This window comes from Fluviicola taffensis DSM 16823 (genome assembly GCF_000194605.1).
Classification (GTDB): Bacteria; Bacteroidota; Bacteroidia; order Flavobacteriales_D; family Crocinitomicaceae; genus Fluviicola; species Fluviicola taffensis.
The window spans coordinates 4404179-4423571 of record NC_015321.1 but is presented as its reverse complement, the minus strand read 5'-3'; the positions used below and the strand labels follow the sequence as shown (position 1 = coordinate 4423571).

At 34.7% G+C, this 19393-nt stretch carries 23 protein-coding genes and 1 pseudogene; 9 read left to right on the top strand and 15 right to left on the bottom strand.

Annotated features, from left to right (window positions below; translation table 11 throughout):
- The 3 genes from FLUTA_RS19470 to sucD form a co-directional block, all read right to left on the bottom strand.
- Positions 1 to 615, bottom strand: coding sequence for a 7-carboxy-7-deazaguanine synthase QueE (locus FLUTA_RS19470; protein WP_013688623.1), 615 nt, complete (start codon positions 613 to 615; stop codon positions 1 to 3).
- A 93-nt stretch (positions 616 to 708) separates the two neighbouring features.
- Positions 709 to 1686 carry an ion channel gene (locus tag FLUTA_RS19465; RefSeq protein WP_148235474.1) on the bottom strand — a complete coding sequence of 326 codons (978 nt, stop codon included), beginning with the start codon at positions 1684 to 1686 and terminating at the stop codon, positions 709 to 711.
- An 86-nt stretch (positions 1687 to 1772) separates the two neighbouring features.
- Positions 1773 to 2651: a succinate--CoA ligase subunit alpha gene (gene sucD, locus FLUTA_RS19460; RefSeq protein ID WP_013688621.1), complete on the bottom strand. Its 879-nt coding sequence runs from the start codon at positions 2649 to 2651 to the stop codon at positions 1773 to 1775.
- A 284-nt stretch (positions 2652 to 2935) separates the two neighbouring features.
- On the opposite strand from sucD, the gene FLUTA_RS19455 reads away from it, so the two are divergent.
- Both FLUTA_RS19455 and FLUTA_RS19450 read left to right on the top strand, forming a co-directional pair.
- Positions 2936 to 3841, top strand: a complete 906-nt coding sequence (locus tag FLUTA_RS19455) for a hypothetical protein (RefSeq protein WP_013688620.1) — start codon at positions 2936 to 2938, stop codon at positions 3839 to 3841.
- Between the two features lie 55 nt (positions 3842 to 3896).
- Entirely contained in the window at positions 3897 to 4808 is a 912-nt protein-coding gene (locus FLUTA_RS19450) for a hypothetical protein (RefSeq protein WP_013688619.1), read from the top strand.
- Here FLUTA_RS19450 and FLUTA_RS19445 read toward each other — a convergent pair.
- From FLUTA_RS19445 to FLUTA_RS19415, 7 genes are all read right to left on the bottom strand, one after another.
- Positions 4789 to 5244 carry an FKBP-type peptidyl-prolyl cis-trans isomerase gene (locus FLUTA_RS19445; protein WP_013688618.1) on the bottom strand — a complete coding sequence of 152 codons (456 nt, stop codon included), beginning with the start codon at positions 5242 to 5244 and terminating at the stop codon, positions 4789 to 4791. The two genes, FLUTA_RS19450 and FLUTA_RS19445, sit on opposite strands and share 20 nt — an antisense overlap.
- 1 nt (position 5245) lies before the next feature.
- On the bottom strand, positions 5246 to 6091 hold the full coding sequence (locus FLUTA_RS19440) for a TraB/GumN family protein (protein WP_013688617.1): 846 nt from the start codon (positions 6089 to 6091) through the stop codon (positions 5246 to 5248).
- A 1-nt stretch (position 6092) separates the two neighbouring features.
- The gene (locus FLUTA_RS19435; protein ID WP_013688616.1) at positions 6093 to 6812 is read right to left on the bottom strand and encodes a class I SAM-dependent methyltransferase; all 720 of its coding nucleotides are present in this window, start codon (positions 6810 to 6812) and stop codon (positions 6093 to 6095) included.
- Positions 6813 to 6905: 93 nt separating this feature from the next.
- Positions 6906 to 7448 carry an IS1096 element passenger TnpR family protein gene (locus FLUTA_RS19430; protein ID WP_013688615.1) on the bottom strand — a complete coding sequence of 181 codons (543 nt, stop codon included), beginning with the start codon at positions 7446 to 7448 and terminating at the stop codon, positions 6906 to 6908.
- Positions 7449 to 7534: 86 nt separating this feature from the next.
- On the bottom strand, positions 7535 to 8959 hold the full coding sequence (locus FLUTA_RS19425; protein WP_013688614.1) for a CCA tRNA nucleotidyltransferase: 1425 nt from the start codon (positions 8957 to 8959) through the stop codon (positions 7535 to 7537).
- 30 nt (positions 8960 to 8989) lie between these two features.
- A complete protein-coding gene (locus FLUTA_RS19420; RefSeq protein ID WP_013688613.1) occupies positions 8990 to 9547 on the bottom strand; it encodes an L-threonylcarbamoyladenylate synthase in 558 nt (185 codons plus the stop codon).
- Positions 9548 to 9567: 20 nt separating this feature from the next.
- The gene (locus FLUTA_RS19415) at positions 9568 to 9906 is read right to left on the bottom strand and encodes a winged helix-turn-helix domain-containing protein (protein ID WP_013688612.1); all 339 of its coding nucleotides are present in this window, start codon (positions 9904 to 9906) and stop codon (positions 9568 to 9570) included.
- A 242-nt stretch (positions 9907 to 10148) separates the two neighbouring features.
- On the opposite strand from FLUTA_RS19415, the gene FLUTA_RS19410 reads away from it, so the two are divergent.
- From FLUTA_RS19410 to FLUTA_RS19390, 5 genes are all read left to right on the top strand, one after another.
- Positions 10149 to 10832: a response regulator transcription factor gene (locus FLUTA_RS19410; RefSeq protein WP_013688611.1), complete on the top strand. Its 684-nt coding sequence runs from the start codon at positions 10149 to 10151 to the stop codon at positions 10830 to 10832.
- Positions 10829 to 12193, top strand: a complete 1365-nt coding sequence (locus tag FLUTA_RS19405) for a sensor histidine kinase (RefSeq protein ID WP_013688610.1) — start codon at positions 10829 to 10831, stop codon at positions 12191 to 12193. Before FLUTA_RS19410 ends, FLUTA_RS19405 begins: the two co-directional genes overlap by 4 nt.
- A gap of 93 nt (positions 12194 to 12286) precedes the next feature.
- Positions 12287 to 12769, top strand: a complete 483-nt coding sequence (locus tag FLUTA_RS19400) for an adenine nucleotide alpha hydrolase family protein (protein WP_013688609.1) — start codon at positions 12287 to 12289, stop codon at positions 12767 to 12769.
- Positions 12766 to 13227 (top strand): lipocalin family protein, encoded by a 462-nt coding sequence (locus FLUTA_RS19395; protein WP_013688608.1) that lies wholly within the window; start codon positions 12766 to 12768, stop codon positions 13225 to 13227. Before FLUTA_RS19400 ends, FLUTA_RS19395 begins: the two co-directional genes overlap by 4 nt.
- Before the next feature lies 1 nt (position 13228).
- A complete protein-coding gene (locus FLUTA_RS19390; RefSeq protein WP_013688607.1) occupies positions 13229 to 14044 on the top strand; it encodes a YoaK family protein in 816 nt (271 codons plus the stop codon).
- On the opposite strand, the gene trmD is transcribed toward FLUTA_RS19390, so the two are convergent.
- A complete protein-coding gene (gene trmD / locus FLUTA_RS19385; RefSeq protein WP_013688606.1) occupies positions 14045 to 14737 on the bottom strand; it encodes a tRNA (guanosine(37)-N1)-methyltransferase TrmD in 693 nt (230 codons plus the stop codon). It abuts the gene before it with no gap.
- A gap of 116 nt (positions 14738 to 14853) precedes the next feature.
- Between trmD and FLUTA_RS19380 the strand changes: the two genes are divergently transcribed.
- Positions 14854 to 15057, top strand: a complete 204-nt coding sequence (locus FLUTA_RS19380) for a hypothetical protein (protein WP_013688605.1) — start codon at positions 14854 to 14856, stop codon at positions 15055 to 15057.
- 57 nt (positions 15058 to 15114) lie between these two features.
- Here FLUTA_RS19380 and FLUTA_RS19375 read toward each other — a convergent pair whose 3' ends face one another.
- On the bottom strand, positions 15115 to 15996 hold the full coding sequence (locus FLUTA_RS19375) for an EamA family transporter (RefSeq protein ID WP_013688604.1): 882 nt from the start codon (positions 15994 to 15996) through the stop codon (positions 15115 to 15117).
- Positions 15997 to 16331: 335 nt separating this feature from the next.
- Here FLUTA_RS19375 and FLUTA_RS21655 point away from each other — a divergent pair.
- Positions 16332 to 16535 (top strand): annotated as a pseudogene (locus tag FLUTA_RS21655) (hypothetical protein); the annotation flags it as partial.
- Positions 16536 to 16538: 3 nt separating this feature from the next.
- On the opposite strand, the gene FLUTA_RS21975 reads toward FLUTA_RS21655, so the two are convergent.
- The 3 genes from FLUTA_RS21975 to FLUTA_RS19360 form a co-directional block, all read right to left on the bottom strand.
- Positions 16539 to 16817, bottom strand: a complete 279-nt coding sequence (locus tag FLUTA_RS21975) for a PP2C family protein-serine/threonine phosphatase (RefSeq protein ID WP_280985169.1) — start codon at positions 16815 to 16817, stop codon at positions 16539 to 16541.
- Positions 16818 to 16855: 38 nt separating this feature from the next.
- Complete coding sequence (locus FLUTA_RS19365; RefSeq protein ID WP_043023958.1) at positions 16856 to 18763, bottom strand: HAMP domain-containing protein; 1908 nt, start codon at positions 18761 to 18763, stop codon at positions 16856 to 16858.
- Between the two features lie 86 nt (positions 18764 to 18849).
- Positions 18850 to 19335 carry a YcxB family protein gene (locus tag FLUTA_RS19360; protein ID WP_013688603.1) on the bottom strand — a complete coding sequence of 162 codons (486 nt, stop codon included), beginning with the start codon at positions 19333 to 19335 and terminating at the stop codon, positions 18850 to 18852.
- Positions 19336 to 19393 lie beyond the last annotated feature (58 nt).

Genomic DNA, 19393 nt, shown 5'->3' with positions numbered 1-19393 from the left:
TTATGGTATTTCTAAGTATTTGTGCGTTTGCAGTGAAATCTTCCATTTTGGATGATTTTTTACGTATTCAATAATTGTTGGCAATAATTGTTCCCTTTTTGACCATTCAGGTTGCAAGTAGAGAACACATGCATCATTTACTTTTAATGAATGCTCTTCTGCCCATTTCAAATCTGATTGATGAAAGATAACAATTTTTAGCTCAGAAGCTTTGTTGTATGCTTCATCAACGGGAGATTTAAATTTTTTTGGTGAAAAAGTGTACCAATCAACAGCACCAACTAATGGGCTTGTTCCAGAAGTTTCAATTGCTACATATTTTCCAATGGAGTGGAGCGCATCTACCAAAACAGACAAATCATACATTGCTGGTTCTCCGCCAGTAATAACAACTAATTCTCCAGGATATTGAGCAACAACAGTTATTAATTCATCGACGGTCATTTTGGGATGGATATCCGCATCCCAAGATTCTTTTACATCACACCAAACACACCCTACATCGCAACCACCAAGACGAATGAAATAGGCCGATGTTCCTGTATATTTTCCTTCACCCTGTATGGTGTAAAAGTGTTCCATTACTGGGTAAGAAGCAGAACTATATTGTGTCATACATCAAAAGTACTAATTTGAATTATGAATTAGCTATTATAAAGCGTGATAAGTAAGTATGAGCTTGATAATTGTAACATTGCTAATTGATAATTAGGAAAGGACTTCCAAATCGCTTATTTCGTTGATATTTAGAATGATTGTTCCATTATCATCTGCGCTGAAATTCTTTTTAAATTTCACACCAGTTGCCCATTGATGTTCTGCGTAAGAATGTTTGCGAATAACAGTTTGTGAATAGGTTTCATCAAAAGCTTCGATAATAATGAGTAATTCTGAAAGTTTTTCTCTTATTTCGGATAAATTGATGTTGTATAAAGGAGAATCATCATTGATGACATGAACGAGCGTCCAAGTAAGCGGAAAGTAACGTACAAAATCAACTTCTAGAGGAATATTGTAATATTTTCTAGTAATCATATTACTCGATGAATCCTCATCTATCATCGATAGTAAAACGTGTACTTTTGTATTTAATAAAACACTATTTCGCTGATTGACGATTTTAAACATCAGAGCCATTTTGTCTTTATGTGGCGTAATAATTACATTGTGTGAAAAGGCAATTTTGGTTGAAGGTCTTGAAAAGCGGCCATAAATTAAACCTGTTGCAATGGCAAAAGCAATCAAACCTACAAAAGCTTCCATTGCCGCAACGAATGATGTAAGATTTCCAATAGGAGCAATTGCTCCATAACCAACGGTTGTAAATGTTTGGGCACTGAAATAATAGGCGGCTATAAATGGATTTTGATTCGGATTTATCCCATGTAAGTGCTCAGTTCCAATCCAACAATAGATTCCAGCAAATAATAGATTTGCAACTAAGAAGCTACCTACTAGAAAAGTTCCAAATTTCCAGGCATTTAAATCGACTAGATACTTGTAGAAATCTTTCAACATTCGGATTGTTCCAATACGTTTAATATTGTAAGATCCATCTTCGTTTAATATTCGTTTTACAGATTTTTGATAGGAAGTTCCTAAGCCTGGGTCTTGGGATTCATATTGTTCAAATTTGTCTGGATTCCCCATGATCGTTTGTGCTAATTGTAATTTGAAATTAATCAATCTGTTGGATAGAAAATTAAAATTTGAAACAAAAAAATCCCGTTCATCAGTTGACGAACGGGATTTTTAGTATTCACTAGTAGCGATTACGCTGTAACTCCTAAAATTTCTGCCATTTTTGCACCGATTTGAGCTGGAGAATCAACTACGTGAATTCCACACTCGCGCATGATGCGTTTTTTAGCTTCAGCAGTATCATCATCACCACCAACGATTGCACCTGCGTGACCCATTGTGCGGCCTTTTGGTGCAGTTTCACCTGCGATAAATCCAACTACTGGTTTTGTACCGTGTTCTTTGATCCAACGAGCAGCGATTGCTTCTAAGCTACCACCAATTTCACCGATCATTACGATACCTTCTGTTTCTGGGTCATTCATTAACAATTCTACAGCTTCTTTCGTAGTAGTTCCAATGATTGGGTCACCACCAATTCCGATTGCTGTTGTAATTCCTAATCCAGCTTTAGCAACTTGATCTGCTGCCTCATATGTTAACGTTCCTGATTTAGAAACGATTCCAATTTTTCCTTTTTTGAATACAAAACCTGGCATAATACCAACTTTTGCTTCACCTGCAGTAATAACACCTGGACAGTTTGGACCGATCAAACGAGCTCCAGAACCTTTTAAGTATTCTTTCGCTTTCACCATGTCATTTACAGGAATACCTTCAGTAATACAAACGATTACTTTAATTCCAGCATTTGCAGCTTCCATAATAGCATCTGCTGCGAAAGCTGGCGGAACGAAAATAATAGAAACATCTGCACCAGTTTTAGCTACTGCATCAGCAACTGTATTGAAAACAGGACGATCTAAGTGAGAAGAACCTCCTTTTCCTGGAGTCACCCCACCAACAACGTTTGTTCCATATTCAATCATTTGACCTGCATGGAAAGTACCTTCACTTCCTGTGAATCCTTGTACAATTACTTTAGAGTTTTTATTAACTAGAACACTCATGTTTGAGAATTTAGAATTTCGTTTTTAAAATGCGATTCAAAAATAGGAGTTTCTTTTCGTTTTAGCAATGTTTTAGCCGATTTTAAATTGCTAATTTGTTATATTTCTTAACATTCTTAAAAGTATTTGATAATGAGTATTTTGAGAATTAAATAATTGGTTTTTTACTGAAGGTTTATGAATATGTATTCTTTGTTATAGTTCTTGTTGAAGCCTTATTTTTGAGTTTAGAACACAATAAATAACAGATATCGTTGTTAATCAATCAGTATAACCGAATAATTATGAAAAGCCCTATTACTTTATTTTTTGTTTTGATCATTGGAAGTACTTTTTCACAGCAAAAAGATTCTGTAAAAACAAAGACACTTTCATACATCGTGAAGATGACACATGGAATGACAAACTTGAATCGATTTGATTTTACAAATTCAGAATGGGACAGATTGACGCCAGGGTTTGAAATTCCTGATTCCTTGAAAGCTGATATAGGCAATGGTTACTATTCAAATGATTTTCGATCTTTTAGTAGCACTTCTTATTACATGTTCTCTTTTTCCTTTATTAATGGAAAGAATAAACAAGCAGGTAGAAAATTTCAAACTACAACAGCGATTCATTTGGGATATGGGCCTGGAAATAACGCTACAAAGTATTGGGGACATGAAAGTGAACAAATTATAGATACACTTACTTCGAATCAAACAGCCGCGTCTTATTATGTAACGGGAAATAGAACTCAAACCATTGTCAAAACATATCAATCGAGTACTTTGGCTTTTGGAATTGGACAACATTTTGCGACAAATCCGAGTCGGTTGTTTCAGTTTGAAACGGGAGTGGATCTTTTATGCTTGTTAAGCATTAATAGTGATGTTAAAGCATCTTATATAGATGATTACAGAATCGATGGAATACCAGATAGCAATGATAGTATAGCGAATGCCTATTACCCAACTCCTGTTTTGAATGATTCAAGAAGTGAAAAATTTAAAGGTACTTTTGTTCCTGGATTTATTCTAAGAATTCCACTAGAGATGAGCTTTAAGCTTTCAAAGAAAAATGAAATTCTTAGCAGAATGCGAATCGGTGGAGAGTTAAATCCAGGACTAGGAATGCAGTTTACAAAAGGAAAAACGAGTAATAGTTTCAGTATCAGCGGAGGAATGAATTTCCGTTTTGCGTTTTAAATTTCATTCACAAGAGATAAAGATTTAATTTCTAATTTTGGTGAAAAACCAACTAATGAAAACCCATATCGTCTGTTTGTTCCTTTTAATTACAGGAATCAATTTTGCCCAACAAAAAGATTCTTTACAATCAAATATACCAGCTTACATTATCAAAACGAGTATTGGTGGGATTGGTCTTAATAAGATTGCTTTTACGGATGCTGAGTGGGAGCGAATGACTCCTGGATTTCAAGTCCCTGATTCATTTCAAGTAAACACAGACGGAGTAGATCAGTTTGATTCAGCTGCCGACGATTTTTACAGTATAGTTTCCTTTTCGTTTATCAATAACAAGGAGAAACGTGCTGGAAAGAAATTCCAAACCAAGACCACTATTCATTTGGGTGGTGGTCCAGAAGCAAAAGTATCCAAGTATTGGTTTCATGAAAACAGAACTGTTATTGATACCTTGTTTTCAAATCAAACGGGAAACCCATATTATGTATATGGAAACAAACGACAGGACATTCAAAAGTATTACAAGATAAAATCATTTATGATTGGAGTTGGAGAGCGCTTCACTCTAAGGCCAGATCGCATTTTTCAATTTGAAACGGGCTTAGACATCTTTTTCCTGATAGGATCTTCTTCTGAAGTGAAATCAGCGGTTACAGAAACTTATGTTATTCAGGGAGTAAATGAGAGTAATTACACTTCACCGATTTCTGCTCCCAGTTTGAATAGTCCTCAAATCAGCGAATATTCTGCAAAAATGGCAAAAGGATTGTTAATCTGTGTGCCTTTGGATATCAGTTTTGCTTTATCAAAGAAAAACGCAGTGTTAAAAAGAATGCGCTTGGGATTTGAAATGAATTACGGAATAGCACTTCAGTTTACAAAAGGTAAGACAAGTTATAACGAAAGTAGAAGTTGGGGCTTAAATTTTCGATATGAATTCAGTGATATTAGAAAACCTTTTCGATAGTTATTTCAAAAATCAGAATTGAATTTGCTGGAATTTTATCCAAAGGATCATCTCCATAACCCAGATGTGGTGGAATGACTAAACGCAATTTAGTGCCAGAAACTTGGTTTAGAAGTCCGATTTGAAAACCTCCAATGAGTCCTTTCAAATTTGCTTCAAAGGGTTTTCCAGGTTCCGTTACATCGAATTTTTTGCCATTGGTTAAAGTTCCCTTGTAGGAAATTGAAACCATACTTCCTGCTTGGATTTTTTCTGTTCCAGTTCCTTTTTTTAGAACTTCTAGAATTAATCCTCCATCAAGAACTTCGTATTTCCACTGGTTCTTTTTAGCATAATTTTCAGCATCAGCATTTAAACTAGACTTTTGTTCTTCTGAATACGTATTGCAACCGAAAAGAGTGATTCCGGCTAAAAAGATGAATAAGAGATTTCGCATATTAGTATTTCACTGGTGTTACTTCGTATCCTTTGTCGCGGAGTAATTGAATGACACCATTTGGTCCGCCTAAATGTCCAGCACCCACAGCGAAAAAACAGGCTTTGATTTTCATCAATTCTTCCATTTTCGGAATCCAATTTTTGTTTCGTTTGTCCAGTAATTCTTCGGAGGAATTTCCTAGTTCATCGCTTTCAAGGATTAATTTTGCTAAGCTTTCTAAGTCTTGTTTGTGGTAATACTGAACCATTTTCTGAAATGTTTTTTCTCCTTCATCCGGGTTACGAACTATTTCCAGAATGAATTTAGCCATTTCTTTCGTAGGCATCTTATCAAAGATAGATAACTGGTATTCAATTGTTTCAAGCCCACTTACTGGGATTTTATCATTTTGAGCCTTGGTTTCAATTTCCATATCAACCATTCGAATCTTCCCAGTCATCATTTTTTGGAAACTCAATTGAAGTAAGGTGAAAGGTTTTCTCGTTTCGAAGCCTTTTTCAAATTGCTCTGGTTTTATTCCTAGTAGATTCGCTCCCCAATTGATTACGGAATCTTTTTGTTCTGGCGTGAAGATATCAAAACAAGACCCCGATTCTAGTGTCATTAGTTTCATCAAAGAACCTTGGTTTGACAAATTTGCTACTTCTAGAACTACTTCGTCCGATTTTGAAATGATTTTTGTCAATTTACTAGGAAAATAGAACAAAGAATCAGGAATCATGTGAATTGTTCCAAAGAGGTAAGACACTTTTTTGTCTTTTCCTTTAATTTGGTAAAGAAGCGAGTTGTCTTGTCCAAAAATGAAACTCGTAATGAATAAAAAGAGACCAACTAGGAACTTCATACTATTTTTCTAATGTTAATTCAGCTAAATAATGATCGTCTTCTTCCATTACACGAACTGCTTTTAGTCCAACAGTTTTTGAAGCTTGGAATAAATTGTCAAAATCTACATACAACCAATCAAACCACGGGCCTTTTTCCTTTTTGTATTTCATTTGGAACCTGAAATTTCCATAGTATTCGGTGTTCAAGTCAATCCAAAGCGCTCCATCTTCATCTTCATACAAGGAATGAATATCCGAAGAATCACAGAGTATTTTCCCTCCGGGATTCAACAATGTTTTTGCATGTTCCAAGGTTTTTTCCAAGTTGGATAATTTTCCAGCTATCCCAATTCCATTCATCAACATCAAAATGGTATCGTATTTTTTACCCGATAAATCAAAGAAGTTCTTTTGTTCAGCATTCAATCCATTGCTTTGTAAAAAATCGACTGCTCCTTCAGAAATGTCGATACAATCTATTTTCAATCCTTGATCTTGCAAATATGTAGCGTGAATTCCAGCTCCAGCTCCAACATCCAAAACATGTCCCTTTGCCAATGAAAGCGCTTTTTGCTCAATCGCGGGCATTTCATCAAATTTTCTAAAAAGGACTTCTAAAGGAATAATGTCATCTTCACAGATATCTGAAATTACAATAATATCTTCTGGTCTTCTTTTATCGGCGTATTCTTGAATGGCATATCCAATTGGATCTCCGTATTTTTTTTCGTTGCTCATTTTTTTCTTTGTTAGACTGAAAAGACTCAAGACTCAAGACAATAGACAGTTAATCTGTCTTTAGTCTTTGGTCTGATGTCTAATAATCTTTATTTAATATTCGTATTCTTCATAACCAGACAAATCATCTTCGTCATATCCGTCTCCAAAATCTTCGTCAAATTCATTCATATCTTCATCTTCTTCGTCGCCAAAGAAAGCATCGTCTTGAACTATTTTTGAATCTTCAGGTGGGGCTATTCCTACTGCTAGGGCAATTTTTGGTTTGTCTAACGTTTCTTCAATGCGTTCTTGTAATTCAATCAAGAAAATCCACATTCTTAGGAAATCATAAACCAAAATGATTTTTTGATCGGGTGCCTCCATGAAATCGGTTAATTTCGATTCAGACATTACACTGGTAAGCTCTTGGTCTTCATCAGAGTAACTCATGTCCATTAAGCTAATTTCATGACCTTTATCCCAATCATCATTAGACATAAAGAACGAACCGATTTCTTGTCCCTCGAAGTTAAATGAATTTAAAATCGTTCGGTAAAATGATTCAAAGTTCTCATCTTCATTTATGATAATGTCTCTAAAGATTTCTTGGTCTTTCTCAGAATCTAATAACACGCGAAATTTAAGCGCACCCATGCAGTTGTTTTTTTTACAAAGATACAGTTTAATGTAGAATTGATAATGCAGAATTAAGAGGAGAATTTATCCGTTATCTTAATTAGTTATTCTACATTGATTTTTAACCCTATATCCTCGCCAATTTTGAACATCAATTCCTTGGCAATTTCAAAATCATTGGGAATTTCTCCTTCTAAGATTGCTTCTTTAATTTTTGCTTTAATGATTCCAATTTCACCGCAAGGTTTCAGATTAAACGTTTTCATGATTAAATCACCTGAAATTGGAGGCTGAAAGTTTCGCACATGGTCTTTTTCTTCAACCGCTTTTAGTTTTTCAATCACCAATTCGAAGTTTTTCTTGTACTTCTTTACTTTGAATTCATTTTTGGAAGTAATATCGGCATTACACAAGGTCATTAAATCGTCAATGTCATCGCCAGCTTCAAATAAAAGTCGCCTAATTGCAGAATCGGTGACATTGCTTTTCACCAATGAAATGGGTCTTAAATGAAGTCGGACGAGTTTTTGAACATACTTCATTTTGGCATCCAATGGAAGTCTCAGTCGAGTAAAAATTTTTGGAACCATTCGAGCACCTAATTCTTCGTGTCCGTGAAATGTCCATCCAACTTGTGAATCGAAACGTTTTGTTGGAGGTTTAGCAATATCGTGAAGGATTGCTCCCCATCTCAACCAAAGGTTGTCTGAATGTTGTGCCACATTATCCAATACTTCTAAAGTGTGGTAGAAATTGTCTTTGTGGCTTTTTCCATCGCGAGTTTCTGTTCCATGAAGCGCAATCATTTCTGGAAAAAACTGATGAAGAAGTTTCGTGGAATTCAATAATTCGAATCCGCGAGAAGGTTTTTCTGCTAAAATTATTTTGTTTAGTTCATCTACAATACGTTCTTGTGAGATGATTTCTAGTCGACTTGAGTTTTCCAAAATCGATTTCAAACTACTGATTTCAATTTGAAAATCGAGTTGAGTAGCAAAACGAATTGCCCGCATCATGCGCAAAGGATCGTCCGAATAAGTGGTGTTTGGATCAAGTGGAGTTCGAAGTATTCCCTTTTCCAAATCTGCTAATCCGTTAAATGGGTCGATTAAATTTCCAAAACTTTCCGCTCTTAGATCTAAAGCGAGCGCATTAATGGTAAAATCTCTTCTTTTCTGATCGTCGCTCAAAGTTCCGTCTTCTACAATAGGCTTTCGAGAGTCTCGTTGGTAAGATTCCTTTCGAGCACCCACAAATTCTACATCCAAATCTTTGTAGTTGAATTGTGCTGTACCGAAATTTTTGAACAAATTTACGCGTTTTACCCGTAGTTTATCTCCAGCAGCTTGAGCCAATTCCATTCCATTTCCAACGACTACAATATCGATGTCTTTGGAGGGTCTTTCCAATAATAAATCACGCACAAATCCGCCGATTACATAAGCTTCCAAGCCTTTTTCGGAAATTATTTGAGAAACAACCTTAAAAACAGGATGTTTGAGTTTGTGAGCGAAATTTTCTATTTGCATGCGGGTGCAAAGTTACTGAATTTAGAAGAATCAGCTTCGAATAACTTGGATTGAACTGTCTAATCCTATTTTTATGATTTGCGAAGGAGTTGAAAGTTGTTCATTTGTTTTTAGTTCTAGAATAGCTTCAACTTGTTGTTTTATAGCGGAATTAATGTCGCTAAAGTTAGTAGGGAAGGGCTTTCCTGAAATATTTGCTGAAGTTGAAACAAGTGGCAAACGAATGCTTCGAATCAAAGCTAAGCAAATAGGGTCTTTGGTTATTCGAATTCCGACCGAACCATCTTCAGCCAAAACGCTTGGAGCCAATCCTTGTGCATTTGGGTAGATAATAGTTAATGGTTTATCTGCTAAGTCGGCCAAATCATAACAAACAGCAGGAAACTCTGGAATGTATTTTTCAATCATCTGAAAACTGTCGACTAGCAAAATGAAGCTTTTGTCCTTTGGACGTTGTTTGATCTCTAATATCCGTTGACAAGCCTGTTCATTTGTAGCGTCGCAACCAATTCCCCAAATTGTGTCTGTGGGATAAAGAATTGTTTTACCGTTTTTGAGAGCTTCGATGATAGTTTGATCTAAAACCATTTCAAGAATTTTCTGTAAAGTTACTGCAGAAGACTTAAATGATAAGTTTTTCTTTGTTCAAAATTGAAAATTGCTTCTAATTTCCTATAATTCAGAATTTGCTCTTGGGTGATTTCTACACAAAGTGAATGCGGAGAGTAACTCACATTGATTAATCCCGCATCCCAAAGTTTGATGAGATGGGTATGAATAGCAGATTTTGATAAATGAAGTATTTCTGCTAAATCTTTGTTTGTTAGTTTGGGATATTTAATAAGTAGTTCAATCATTTTGACTCTGCAAGGATGGGCAATTGCTCTTCCAAGAAGCGAAATAGAGATTTGTTTTGGCGTGTAATCAAGAGGTTTTATCGTTGGCATAAAGCATTGTGAATTAAATGAATAATGGATTCTATAAATTTAAGATAGTGAAAATTATCTCCTGAAAAAAGGAAATTTCAAAAAAAATAAATTTTAGAATTTTGAAATTCGAGAATTCTCTTGTTCACATCTTTATGAACAGATTTAATATTAAAATATTGATTTTCAAATAGTTGATATTTTTTGATTGCTTAGTATTCTGTGAACTCTTTTTCTTAATTTTATCACTCAATCAAATTTCAGTGAAAAAAATATTGATAATCGAAGATGATCCACAAATTAGCTCCATTGTTCAGAAAGGATTAACTGAAGAGAACTTTGAAACTAAAACGGCAAACAATGGATTAAAGGGGTTAGATGAATTTCATTTTTGGAAGCCTGATTTGATTATTTTGGATATTATGCTTCCAGGACTGAATGGTATTCAAGTTTGCTCAAAAATTAGAGAGACAAGTCAAGTTCCGATTTTGATGTTAACCGCATTAGGTACTCCAGAAAATGTGGCTTTAGGATTAGATTCTGGAGCGGATGACTATTTGCCTAAACCATTCAAATTTATCGAATTAAATGCCCGCGTGCGCTCTTTGTTGCGTCGAATTGAAAATCAAGTAACTGCTTCAAGCACCCTATTTTCATTTTCAGATTTGGTGATTGATGATGATCGAAAAACAGTTATTCGCAATGGACATTTGATCACACTTACTTCCACAGAATATCGTTTGTTATTATTATTTATGATGAGTCCTAAAAAGGTTTTTTCGCGGATAGATATTTTAGAAGAGGTTTGGGGAATTGATTTTGAATCTGGAACAAATGTGGTAGACGTTTATGTTAACTATTTACGTAAGAAGTTGATGCAATTTGGAGATTCTAAACTAATCCATACGGTAATAGGAATGGGATATGTAATGCGTGAAGAAGAATGAAAATAAGGGTAAGAATCATATTATTGTTAAGTAGCACTTTTGCTTCATTAATTTTAGTGTTTAGCATCTTTGTATATGTACTTTCTTCAAATTATGTGTTTAATGATTTTTACGATCGATTAAAAACCCGAACCAATACAACCATTCGAATTGAGTTAGATCACAGTGAGGATAAAAAATATGTGAAGCAATTCAAGGAGGAGTATTTAGAAAAATTACCTGAGGAGAAAAGTGTTATTGTAAAGTTGGATAAAGAATTAAAACCACTAATTAGGAGTGGAAATAACCAAGAGAATGAATTTATCCAAAAGGTTATTCAATCTAGATTTAGTCAAGATAGAAATGATAACATATTGAAATATGGAGTTTTATATCAAGCCAAAGACAATAAAAGCTATGTGGTCTACACTTCTGCAAAGAACATGTATTACACCAAGTATAAAACGTATTTGAGGGGATTGTTAATCTCGATGTTTTTAGCTTCTATTGTATTGATTATTATCGTTTCTCTGTGGCTTTCAAAACGATTAATAAAACCTATAAGTGATTTAAGTAAAAGCATTCATAGGATTGGTACAGAAAATCTAAATTTTAGAATTGAAAATAATCAAGAAGGAGATGAATTAGGTGAATTGATTCGAACGATGAACAACATGCTTGATAGGTTGGAGACAAGTTTTGAAACGCAAAACAATTTTATTAGCAATGCATCTCACGAATTGAATACCCCCCTGACAAGTATTATTGGTCAGGCAGACTTAATGTTGAGTAAAGATCGTAGTTCGGAAGATTATAAAAGTGCTTTGGGGAATATTTTGGAGCAAGCTGAAAAATTAAACAAGAAAACAAAGGCCCTGCTGTTCCTAGCTCAAACTGGATTTGACGGGAAAAAGATGACCATTGAAAGTTTAAGAATTGATGAACTGATTTTTGAAACCATGGAAACCGTGAATCGAATAATTCCTGGAAACAAAATAAAGTTCGATTTCGAAAGTCTTCCAGAAAATTTAAATGCTTTAGAAGTCAAAGGAAATTCTCAACTGTTACAATTGGCCTTGTCGAATGTACTATTGAATGCGAGTAAATATTCCGATAATGAAGATGTTCGAATTTATCTATCTCATACAAAAGAGTCCATTTCTATCCATGTTCAAGATAATGGAATTGGAATTCCTCCGCATGAGTTAAGCCATATTTATGATCCGTTTTTCAGAGCCTCAAATACGACATCATTTGAAGGTTATGGGATTGGTTTGCCCTTGACAAGGAATATTATGCGCCAACATCATGGTAAAATTCTGGTTCACTCAGTAGAGGATATTGGAACTTTGTTGACTTTAGTGATCCCCTATAAATCCTAAAGAAACGTTAAAATTCAAATTCTAATCTCGTTCTAATCCCACTCTTATACCATCCTTATTGTCTCGCTCTAAATTTGCTTAAAACAATAAGAGATGGAGACAACAATTCTAATACCAACAGATTTTAAAATGAGTTCTATAGAACCTTTGAAATCGTTGCTTCAATTTCAAAAGGAAGATACTATTCGAGTTATTTTAGTTCATGGAATTTATCAATCAAATTCAATTTCTGATTTACTTTTCTTTGATCAAAGTGATTTGAAATTAGAAATGGCTGGAAAATCTTTCTTGCAAAGAGTATACAATCTAGAAAGTGAATTAGCTCCAAAAATTGAATCAATTCAGATATTGTTCTTTAGTGGATTTACAAGCCATTCATTTGATCAATTTGCAGAGGCAAATGGGGTCGATCGTATAATCATTCCATATGAATTGGAATTTGATTGGTCGCACAAGAAAAGTATGGATATTCTTCCTTTTCTAAAGAAATCTAAGATTATAAAACAATTAATTGCTTGGGATAATAACGAATATTCAAGTAAGTCGAATCAAGCGTACGTTACCGCATTAGTATGAATAAAAAAATCATCATAGTAGCCCTTTTAATGCTGATTACATTGAGTTCCTTCGGGTATTATGTGTTCAGCCATGCGAACTACCCCGAAAAAGCAATTGTCGGAGAGTGGAAGGAGGTTTCATGGGTATATGATCGAAATAATATTCATGAAAAAGTGAAGCAAGAAATTGAAACAGATGAACGGGTAGATATCGCGAATCATTTGGTCATTCACGAGTTTGAAAATTGGACTTTCCGCAAGAATTATTCGATTAAACTTCATGAACGAAATGGGAAAGAGCATATAGCAAAATGGCGTTTGAAAGATAGAGGTAGAATCTTGACATTAATTAATGAAGATGGAACTCAGGAGATTTATTCTGTGGAATCATTGAAAAAAAACGAGTTGGTTTTGCATTTTGATACAGATGTTCATGCACGAGGAATAGTAAAAATTACACTTAAAAAATTGAAGTAAGATGTTACGTAGATATAGCAATAGTAGGACTTTTCAAGATAACTTGAAATTGGGAGTGTTTACAGCAATCGTTGCAGGAATGGTCAATGTTGCTTCTTTAATTTTGTTTTACTCCTTTACCTCAAATTTAACAGGGCATTTTGCCATTTTAGCGCAAGAAATTGCAGATGGAAAATGGTTCCAAATGCTGGTGGTTTTATTCTGGATTCTTTTGTTTTTTGCTGGAAGTTTCTTGTCAAACAACTTGATTATCAATAGCTCAAGAAAGAATGCGTTCATTTCTCACAGCGTTCCAATGGTACTTGAAATTTTGTGTTTTGTGTTTGTAGGGATTTATGGACAGCTTTTCTATACTGAAACGCTCACACAAACTGAAATCTTGGTTTCAGTATTGCTTTTTTCAATGGGACTTCAAAATGGTTTGACTGCAAGTATTTCGAATTTTCAGGTTAAAACGACACATTTGACAGGTTTAACAACCGATTTAGCGATTCATTTATCGATGTTAACGAAGAAAAAGTACCGTCAGAATATCCAAGTAGTTGAAAAAACAAAATTGATGGCAGCGATTATGGGATCATACTTGTTGGGAGGAATTGTTTCAGGATTGATTATCCATTATGTTCAATTTCAAGTGTTCTACTTTATTTCAGCGGCAATGTTGGGTGTATTGACATATGATTTCGTGAAAACGTATGTTCCTTTTTTTGTGAACAAAAAAAAACATGACACAGCGTTACAGGTAAATATTGAAAAGATTCAAAACACCCTAAAAAGTGGTTCTAAAAAGAATAGAGTTTTATCAGAGACGAAGTAATTATTCCTCCCCAATAAACTTTTTATACAAATCGGGTCTGCGAGTTTGAGTTCGTTCAATGGCCTGTTGCTCTCTCCAAAGTTCTATTTTTCCAAAGTCCCCCGATAATAAAACGTCGGGGACTTTCCATCCATTAAATTCTGGGGGGCGTGTATAAACAGGTGGGGATAACAAATCATCTTGAAAACTGTCTGTTAAGGCAGATGTTTCATCATTCATAACTCCTGGAATCAATCTTCCAATGCTGTCAACAACAACAGCAGCGGCTAATTCACCTCCTGTCAGAACGTAAGACCCAATCGAAATTTCTTTAGTGATGTAATGTTCGCGGATACGCTCATCCACTCCCTTGTAATGACCACAGAGAATCAGGATATTTTCTTTTAAACTCCAAGCGTTGCTGTGTCTTTGTTCTAATAATTCTCCATCTGGAGTCATATAGATAATTTCGTCGTAGTTGCGTTCTGCTTTCAATTTCTCAATCAAGGTCACGATGGGTTGTATGGCCATTACCATTCCAGCTCCTCCACCATATTGATAATCATCCACATTTTTGTGTTTATCCGTCGAGTAGTCTCGAATATTGTGAATATGAATTTCCAAAAGCCCACGGTCTTGTGCACGTTTCATCATCGAAACATTGAACGGTCCTTCTAATAACTCTGGGAGGATGGTGAGAATATCAAATCGCATGGCGCAAAGTTAGTGAAAATCAAGTGGGGGGGGCTCCTGAAGACTTATTTTATTTGAATTGAGTATATTCGTCTTAAAATTGCTGAAACCATTTTAACAAAACCAAAACTATTCACATGAAATTCATTTTAGCTTTAGCCCTTGCGTGTTACTTCTCTTCTGGAGATGGTGTTGTTTATATCTGTGATTCCTCTCTTTCTGTTGCCTATCATTTTAAAAGAGATTGCCGTGGACTCAATAACTGCAAACATGAAGTTATTAAAACCAATCAGGCAGATGCAGAAAAACTCGGATTGAAAATTTGCGGTTGGGAGGATTGATTCTAAATCTGTAGAAAGAATACGTATATTTATCTGCGTAACTCAGTAGGAAATAAATTATGATTTCTTCTTCCGACTATTCATAAACACAACCGTCAATACAATCAGCAATACTCCCGACCATTGAATCAATGAGATGTGTTCGCCTAATACAAAATGTGCTGATAAAATAGACACTGGAATTTCCAAGGCAATCAATATTCCTGCGAGTCCCAGACCAATTAACGGAATTCCTTTTGTGAATAGAATAGGAGGAATCACGGTTCCAAATAATCCCAAGACAAGTCCGAATTTCAACAGAATCATCCAATCCAGGTTTGGTGGAATCTGAACATTCCAGAATAAAACCACAGCTATAAATCCTCCGCTGATCAAATAAAAACTTCTTGTAATGCTAGGAAGTTGTTTTTCAACATGATTAGATGCATGTAAACTAATGGTGTAGGAAAGTGCAGCTGCCAGTCCATAAGCAACACCTGTTACCGAAAGTTCGATTTCTTGTTGAATGAGATTGGTCGCAAGAACGGTTCCAATGATTACCATTAAACTTCCAACCAATTTACTCCAATGAGCCAGTTTTTGTAATTGAATCATTTCCCAAACAACACTCATCCAAATAGATTGCATCAATAAAATAATTCCGATTGATACGGAAACATACTGAATTGAAATGTAGTACAAACAGCTGGTTAATCCCATAGAAGTACCAAAAAGCAAGAGTTTTAATTTGGATTTCACAGCAGGTTTCGAATGTGGTTTTTCTTTCTGATTCTGCAAAGTCATCAAGATGAATAATGATATAACTCCAACCAATGCTTGATAAAAAGTAAGTGCGCTAGTATGGGCTCCGGAGTTATTGGCAAATTTCACAATGGTAGCAAGAATTCCATAACTGGCAGCTCCAAATCCAACTAAAAACACCCCTTTCAACTTACTCATACACTTATTTGAAATCTAAAATTACTCCTTTTTTCGAGCTAGTTTACAGAGTAAAATTGCTAAAGCGTTGTAGTCATGAAATAAATTTGAAATGATCTCCGGATAGTTGTCGAGATCAAAATGCAAAAATCTGTTTGAACCTTTTTCACCTCTTTGATTACCGTTCAACGATTCCCAACGGTCTGGTCTATTTGGGTTTCAATCCTTCTAAAACTCATCATTTTGAGCTGTCTATGAATCGAAGAATTGACCAGCTAAGTTACGATCAGTTGAATCCATTCAAGTTTTATTTGGATCCTTCAACATATTTGACTCAAAACTAAAATGTAACCGTTCAAACAAGTATCAATTTAAAGCGTGCTGATTTGATTTACGTAAATATTTCTGCGCCAATTCAAGTTACCAAATGGTGGAATAGTGTAAATAATGTGAATGCCTATATTGTCCTTTATTCTGGAGATATTGCGCAAAAAAAGTTGACAAACAGAGGAACTGGAGCAGACGATTTAAAAGAACGTGTAAATACGGGAGGGGGGTAGATTTTAAAACCGAATTCCTAAGACCATCACATCATCCACTTGTTCATTGTTATTCTGCCAAGAAACAAACTCGTTTTTCACTAATTCTTTTTGTTCTTCAGTTGGTAGATGAGAAATGGAACTTAAAAATTCATAAAATGGTTTGTATTTGTATTTTTTGTTCAATGGTCCACCAAATTGATCAGGAAATCCATCTGTAATTAAATACAACATGTCTCCAGTTTGAATTTCAAAGGAATAAGTTTTAAAAAGTTCCATTTTGTAAGAGTTTCCAACTGGAATTTTATCGTATTCGAAAATTTGGTAGTTTCCATTGCGAATTAGAATAGGGCATTGTTTGATGCTGCATAAGAAATTACATTTGTGTTTGGATTAAAGCGAATTAAGATTCCATCCATTCCATCTTGTCGCTCATATTGAAAAACACTTTTCAAAAGACCGCGAACTTTTTCAAGAATGTCTCCTGGTTCTTCAATTTTTTCATTCATTAATGCTTCATTTAAGAAAGAAACATTTAGTAAACTCATAAATGCGCCAGGAATTCCATGTCCAGTGCTATCACAAACTCCCAAATACAATTCCTTGTTTCGTTCAGCTGCCCAGTAAAAATCTCCGCTTACGATATCTTTTGGTTGGAAGAAAACAAACGAATCTGGAACATAACTGTTTACCATCTCCTTGGAAGGGAAAATATTCTTTTGTATTTGTTGTGCATAGGCAATAGAGTCAAACAGGTCTTTACTTTTTTCAGATAAGATTTTATTTGTATCGGTTAAACTATCAATGAGATGGACAATGGTGTTTTGCATGATCCGAAAGCTAGACGCTAACTCGCCAATTTCATCATTTCCTCTGACAGTGATACTCGTATTAAAGTTCCCTGTGCTGAGTTCTTTTGCATGGTGATTTAATTGTTGAATTGGTTTGGCTATTCGTTTGGCAATAAATAGTGCAATCAGTGTTGATAAAATAAGTACAATCAAATATGTGATGATTAAAAAATAACGCAATTCGTCTATCTCGGAGAATGCTTCGCTCTGATCCATTTTAGAGACAATTCCCCAATAAACATTGTTTAGTTTTAATGGAGAGTAAGCTCCCAATGTTGGAACCCCACGATAATCTATTGTTTGAATAACTCCAAATTCTCCTGCAATTGCCCTTTTGGAAGCCTCTGAGTTGATTTTGATACTCTTAATAGATGATTTGCTATCTTGTAGTTGATTAAAATCCTGTTTCGAAATAGAATTGTTTTGAGCAATTATTTTTAATAGGCTGTCCTTGTTCTCAATAAAAAACCTACTTTGAGAACGCATATAATTATCAGAACCGACCAAATATACTTCTCCAGTTTTTCCCATGTTTTGGTTTCCCCAATCGCGGTTAAATGTGAGGATATCATCTAACTTTTCAATTCCAATCTCAGCAACTAATATTCCAACATTGATGTTGTCCTTGATTATGGGACATGCAATGAAAGCCGTTTGTTTGTTATTTGACGGTGGGTAAGATTCAAAATCAACAATGAATGTTCTTGCATCTTTATATCCTCGAACAGCGTCAAATGCTTTTCGAATACTAGTATTATTATATGGGGATTCCAGTACGTTTGCACCAATTTCTGAATGTTCATCGTTGGTAAAAATGATGTCGCCTGTTTTTGAATCAATTAGAATAACGTCGTGAAACCCTATTTTGTTTGCAATTCTTTGAGTTCTAGCTCCTATTTTAGCCTCAACTTCTCTGTATTTTTTCGTGCATTCCATGATAGGGAAGTTGACGTCCCATAATGAGTTCTGAATAATCAGAGCTTCTTTGTTGTTTGCTAAATCTTTGGATGCTAAGTCAAGAGATAAATGACGGTTTCCGTAAAATGATTTTACTTTATTGAAATAAATGCTGTCTCGGTGTTTCTTGTAACGAATAAATAATTGATTATCAATATTTTGATACTCGGATATTTCTCGAAAAGCTTCTTTACACTCAATGAATTTGTTTACAAATGACTTAGAGGAACTCATTAACTCAGTTTGATTTCTCAATTCATCGAAATAAGTTTCTACTTGCTGTTTTTTTAAGTTACGAATAACAACTAATCGGCTATTTGTTTTTTTGGTAATGTTTTGAGATATTTCCTTGTATACAACTAGCGAAACAGCAGCCAGTGATATAACCAGTGAAATTAGCATTCCGAATAGTAGTTTGTGCCAAATCTTTGTTGGACCCATTGAAGAAAGGTAATAGTTGCTCTAATGTAGAGAAATTAACTGAACAAAAGAGATAAAACTATTTTTTACATAAAATGTTTCGAATATTAAAGCTTAGACTGAATATTCTTTTTTTGAATGAAAGTTTTAAGAGTTTGCAATTGTTCCGGACTTACATCTTTCGCTGAAATAACATTTGCAACCAATTTATTCTGCCAAATTAAAATCAAACCCGCTCTTTTTCGAATGCGAATAATTTCATTCCATTTAATAGTTGATGAAAAACCTTCTTTTGAAATGGAAACTCCTTTGTCTGAAAAATCGTAAGTGGTTTCTTGTCGAATTCGGGGATTATTTTGATAGTGTCTTTTTGCATTGTTGAAAATACTGAATCCAAACAAACCTAGAAATACAAAAGCCACAAAAATAAGCATGTATGCATCTTTGTTTTTAAACACAATCATGGCAATCAAAGCTCCGATAATCAAGCCTAAAACTGCTAAAATTAAAAAGAGAACTTGAAGTCTTTTGAGTAATAAAATACCCGTTAATTTCGCGAATTGGGATTGAGTGAGTGTTGTTTTTATTTGCATTCTCAAAGGTAATTAAATTCATTTATGTTCACATAGATTCACGGATAACGAGAATGTA

What these genes read in the sequence shown, in the direction of transcription:
- FLUTA_RS19425 (WP_013688614.1), bottom strand. Translation starts at nt 8,959, where the DNA reads ATGCAAATAGAAAATTTCGCTCACAAACTCAAACATCCTGTTTTTAAG.
- FLUTA_RS19455 (WP_013688620.1), top strand. Translation starts at nt 2,936, where the DNA reads ATGAAAAGCCCTATTACTTTATTTTTTGTTTTGATCATTGGAAGTACT.
- FLUTA_RS19440 (WP_013688617.1), bottom strand. Translation starts at nt 6,091, where the DNA reads ATGAAGTTCCTAGTTGGTCTCTTTTTATTCATTACGAGTTTCATTTTT.
- FLUTA_RS19375 (WP_013688604.1), bottom strand. Translation starts at nt 15,996, where the DNA reads ATGAGTAAGTTGAAAGGGGTGTTTTTAGTTGGATTTGGAGCTGCCAGT.
- FLUTA_RS19365 (WP_043023958.1), bottom strand. Translation starts at nt 18,763, where the DNA reads ATGGGTCCAACAAAGATTTGGCACAAACTACTATTCGGAATGCTAATT.
- FLUTA_RS19470 (WP_013688623.1), bottom strand. Translation starts at nt 615, where the DNA reads ATGACACAATATAGTTCTGCTTCTTACCCAGTAATGGAACACTTTTAC.
- FLUTA_RS19420 (WP_013688613.1), bottom strand. Translation starts at nt 9,547, where the DNA reads ATGGTTTTAGATCAAACTATCATCGAAGCTCTCAAAAACGGTAAAACA.
- FLUTA_RS19435 (WP_013688616.1), bottom strand. Translation starts at nt 6,812, where the DNA reads ATGAGCAACGAAAAAAAATACGGAGATCCAATTGGATATGCCATTCAA.
- FLUTA_RS19380 (WP_013688605.1), top strand. Translation starts at nt 14,854, where the DNA reads ATGAAATTCATTTTAGCTTTAGCCCTTGCGTGTTACTTCTCTTCTGGA.
- trmD (WP_013688606.1), bottom strand. Translation starts at nt 14,737, where the DNA reads ATGCGATTTGATATTCTCACCATCCTCCCAGAGTTATTAGAAGGACCG.
- FLUTA_RS19445 (WP_013688618.1), bottom strand. Translation starts at nt 5,244, where the DNA reads ATGCGAAATCTCTTATTCATCTTTTTAGCCGGAATCACTCTTTTCGGT.
- FLUTA_RS19395 (WP_013688608.1), top strand. Translation starts at nt 12,766, where the DNA reads ATGAATAAAAAAATCATCATAGTAGCCCTTTTAATGCTGATTACATTG.
- FLUTA_RS19400 (WP_013688609.1), top strand. Translation starts at nt 12,287, where the DNA reads ATGGAGACAACAATTCTAATACCAACAGATTTTAAAATGAGTTCTATA.
- FLUTA_RS19390 (WP_013688607.1), top strand. Translation starts at nt 13,229, where the DNA reads ATGTTACGTAGATATAGCAATAGTAGGACTTTTCAAGATAACTTGAAA.
- FLUTA_RS19450 (WP_013688619.1), top strand. Translation starts at nt 3,897, where the DNA reads ATGAAAACCCATATCGTCTGTTTGTTCCTTTTAATTACAGGAATCAAT.
- sucD (WP_013688621.1), bottom strand. Translation starts at nt 2,651, where the DNA reads ATGAGTGTTCTAGTTAATAAAAACTCTAAAGTAATTGTACAAGGATTC.
- FLUTA_RS19360 (WP_013688603.1), bottom strand. Translation starts at nt 19,335, where the DNA reads ATGCAAATAAAAACAACACTCACTCAATCCCAATTCGCGAAATTAACG.
- FLUTA_RS19415 (WP_013688612.1), bottom strand. Translation starts at nt 9,906, where the DNA reads ATGCCAACGATAAAACCTCTTGATTACACGCCAAAACAAATCTCTATT.
- FLUTA_RS19405 (WP_013688610.1), top strand. Translation starts at nt 10,829, where the DNA reads ATGAAAATAAGGGTAAGAATCATATTATTGTTAAGTAGCACTTTTGCT.
- FLUTA_RS19430 (WP_013688615.1), bottom strand. Translation starts at nt 7,448, where the DNA reads ATGGGTGCGCTTAAATTTCGCGTGTTATTAGATTCTGAGAAAGACCAA.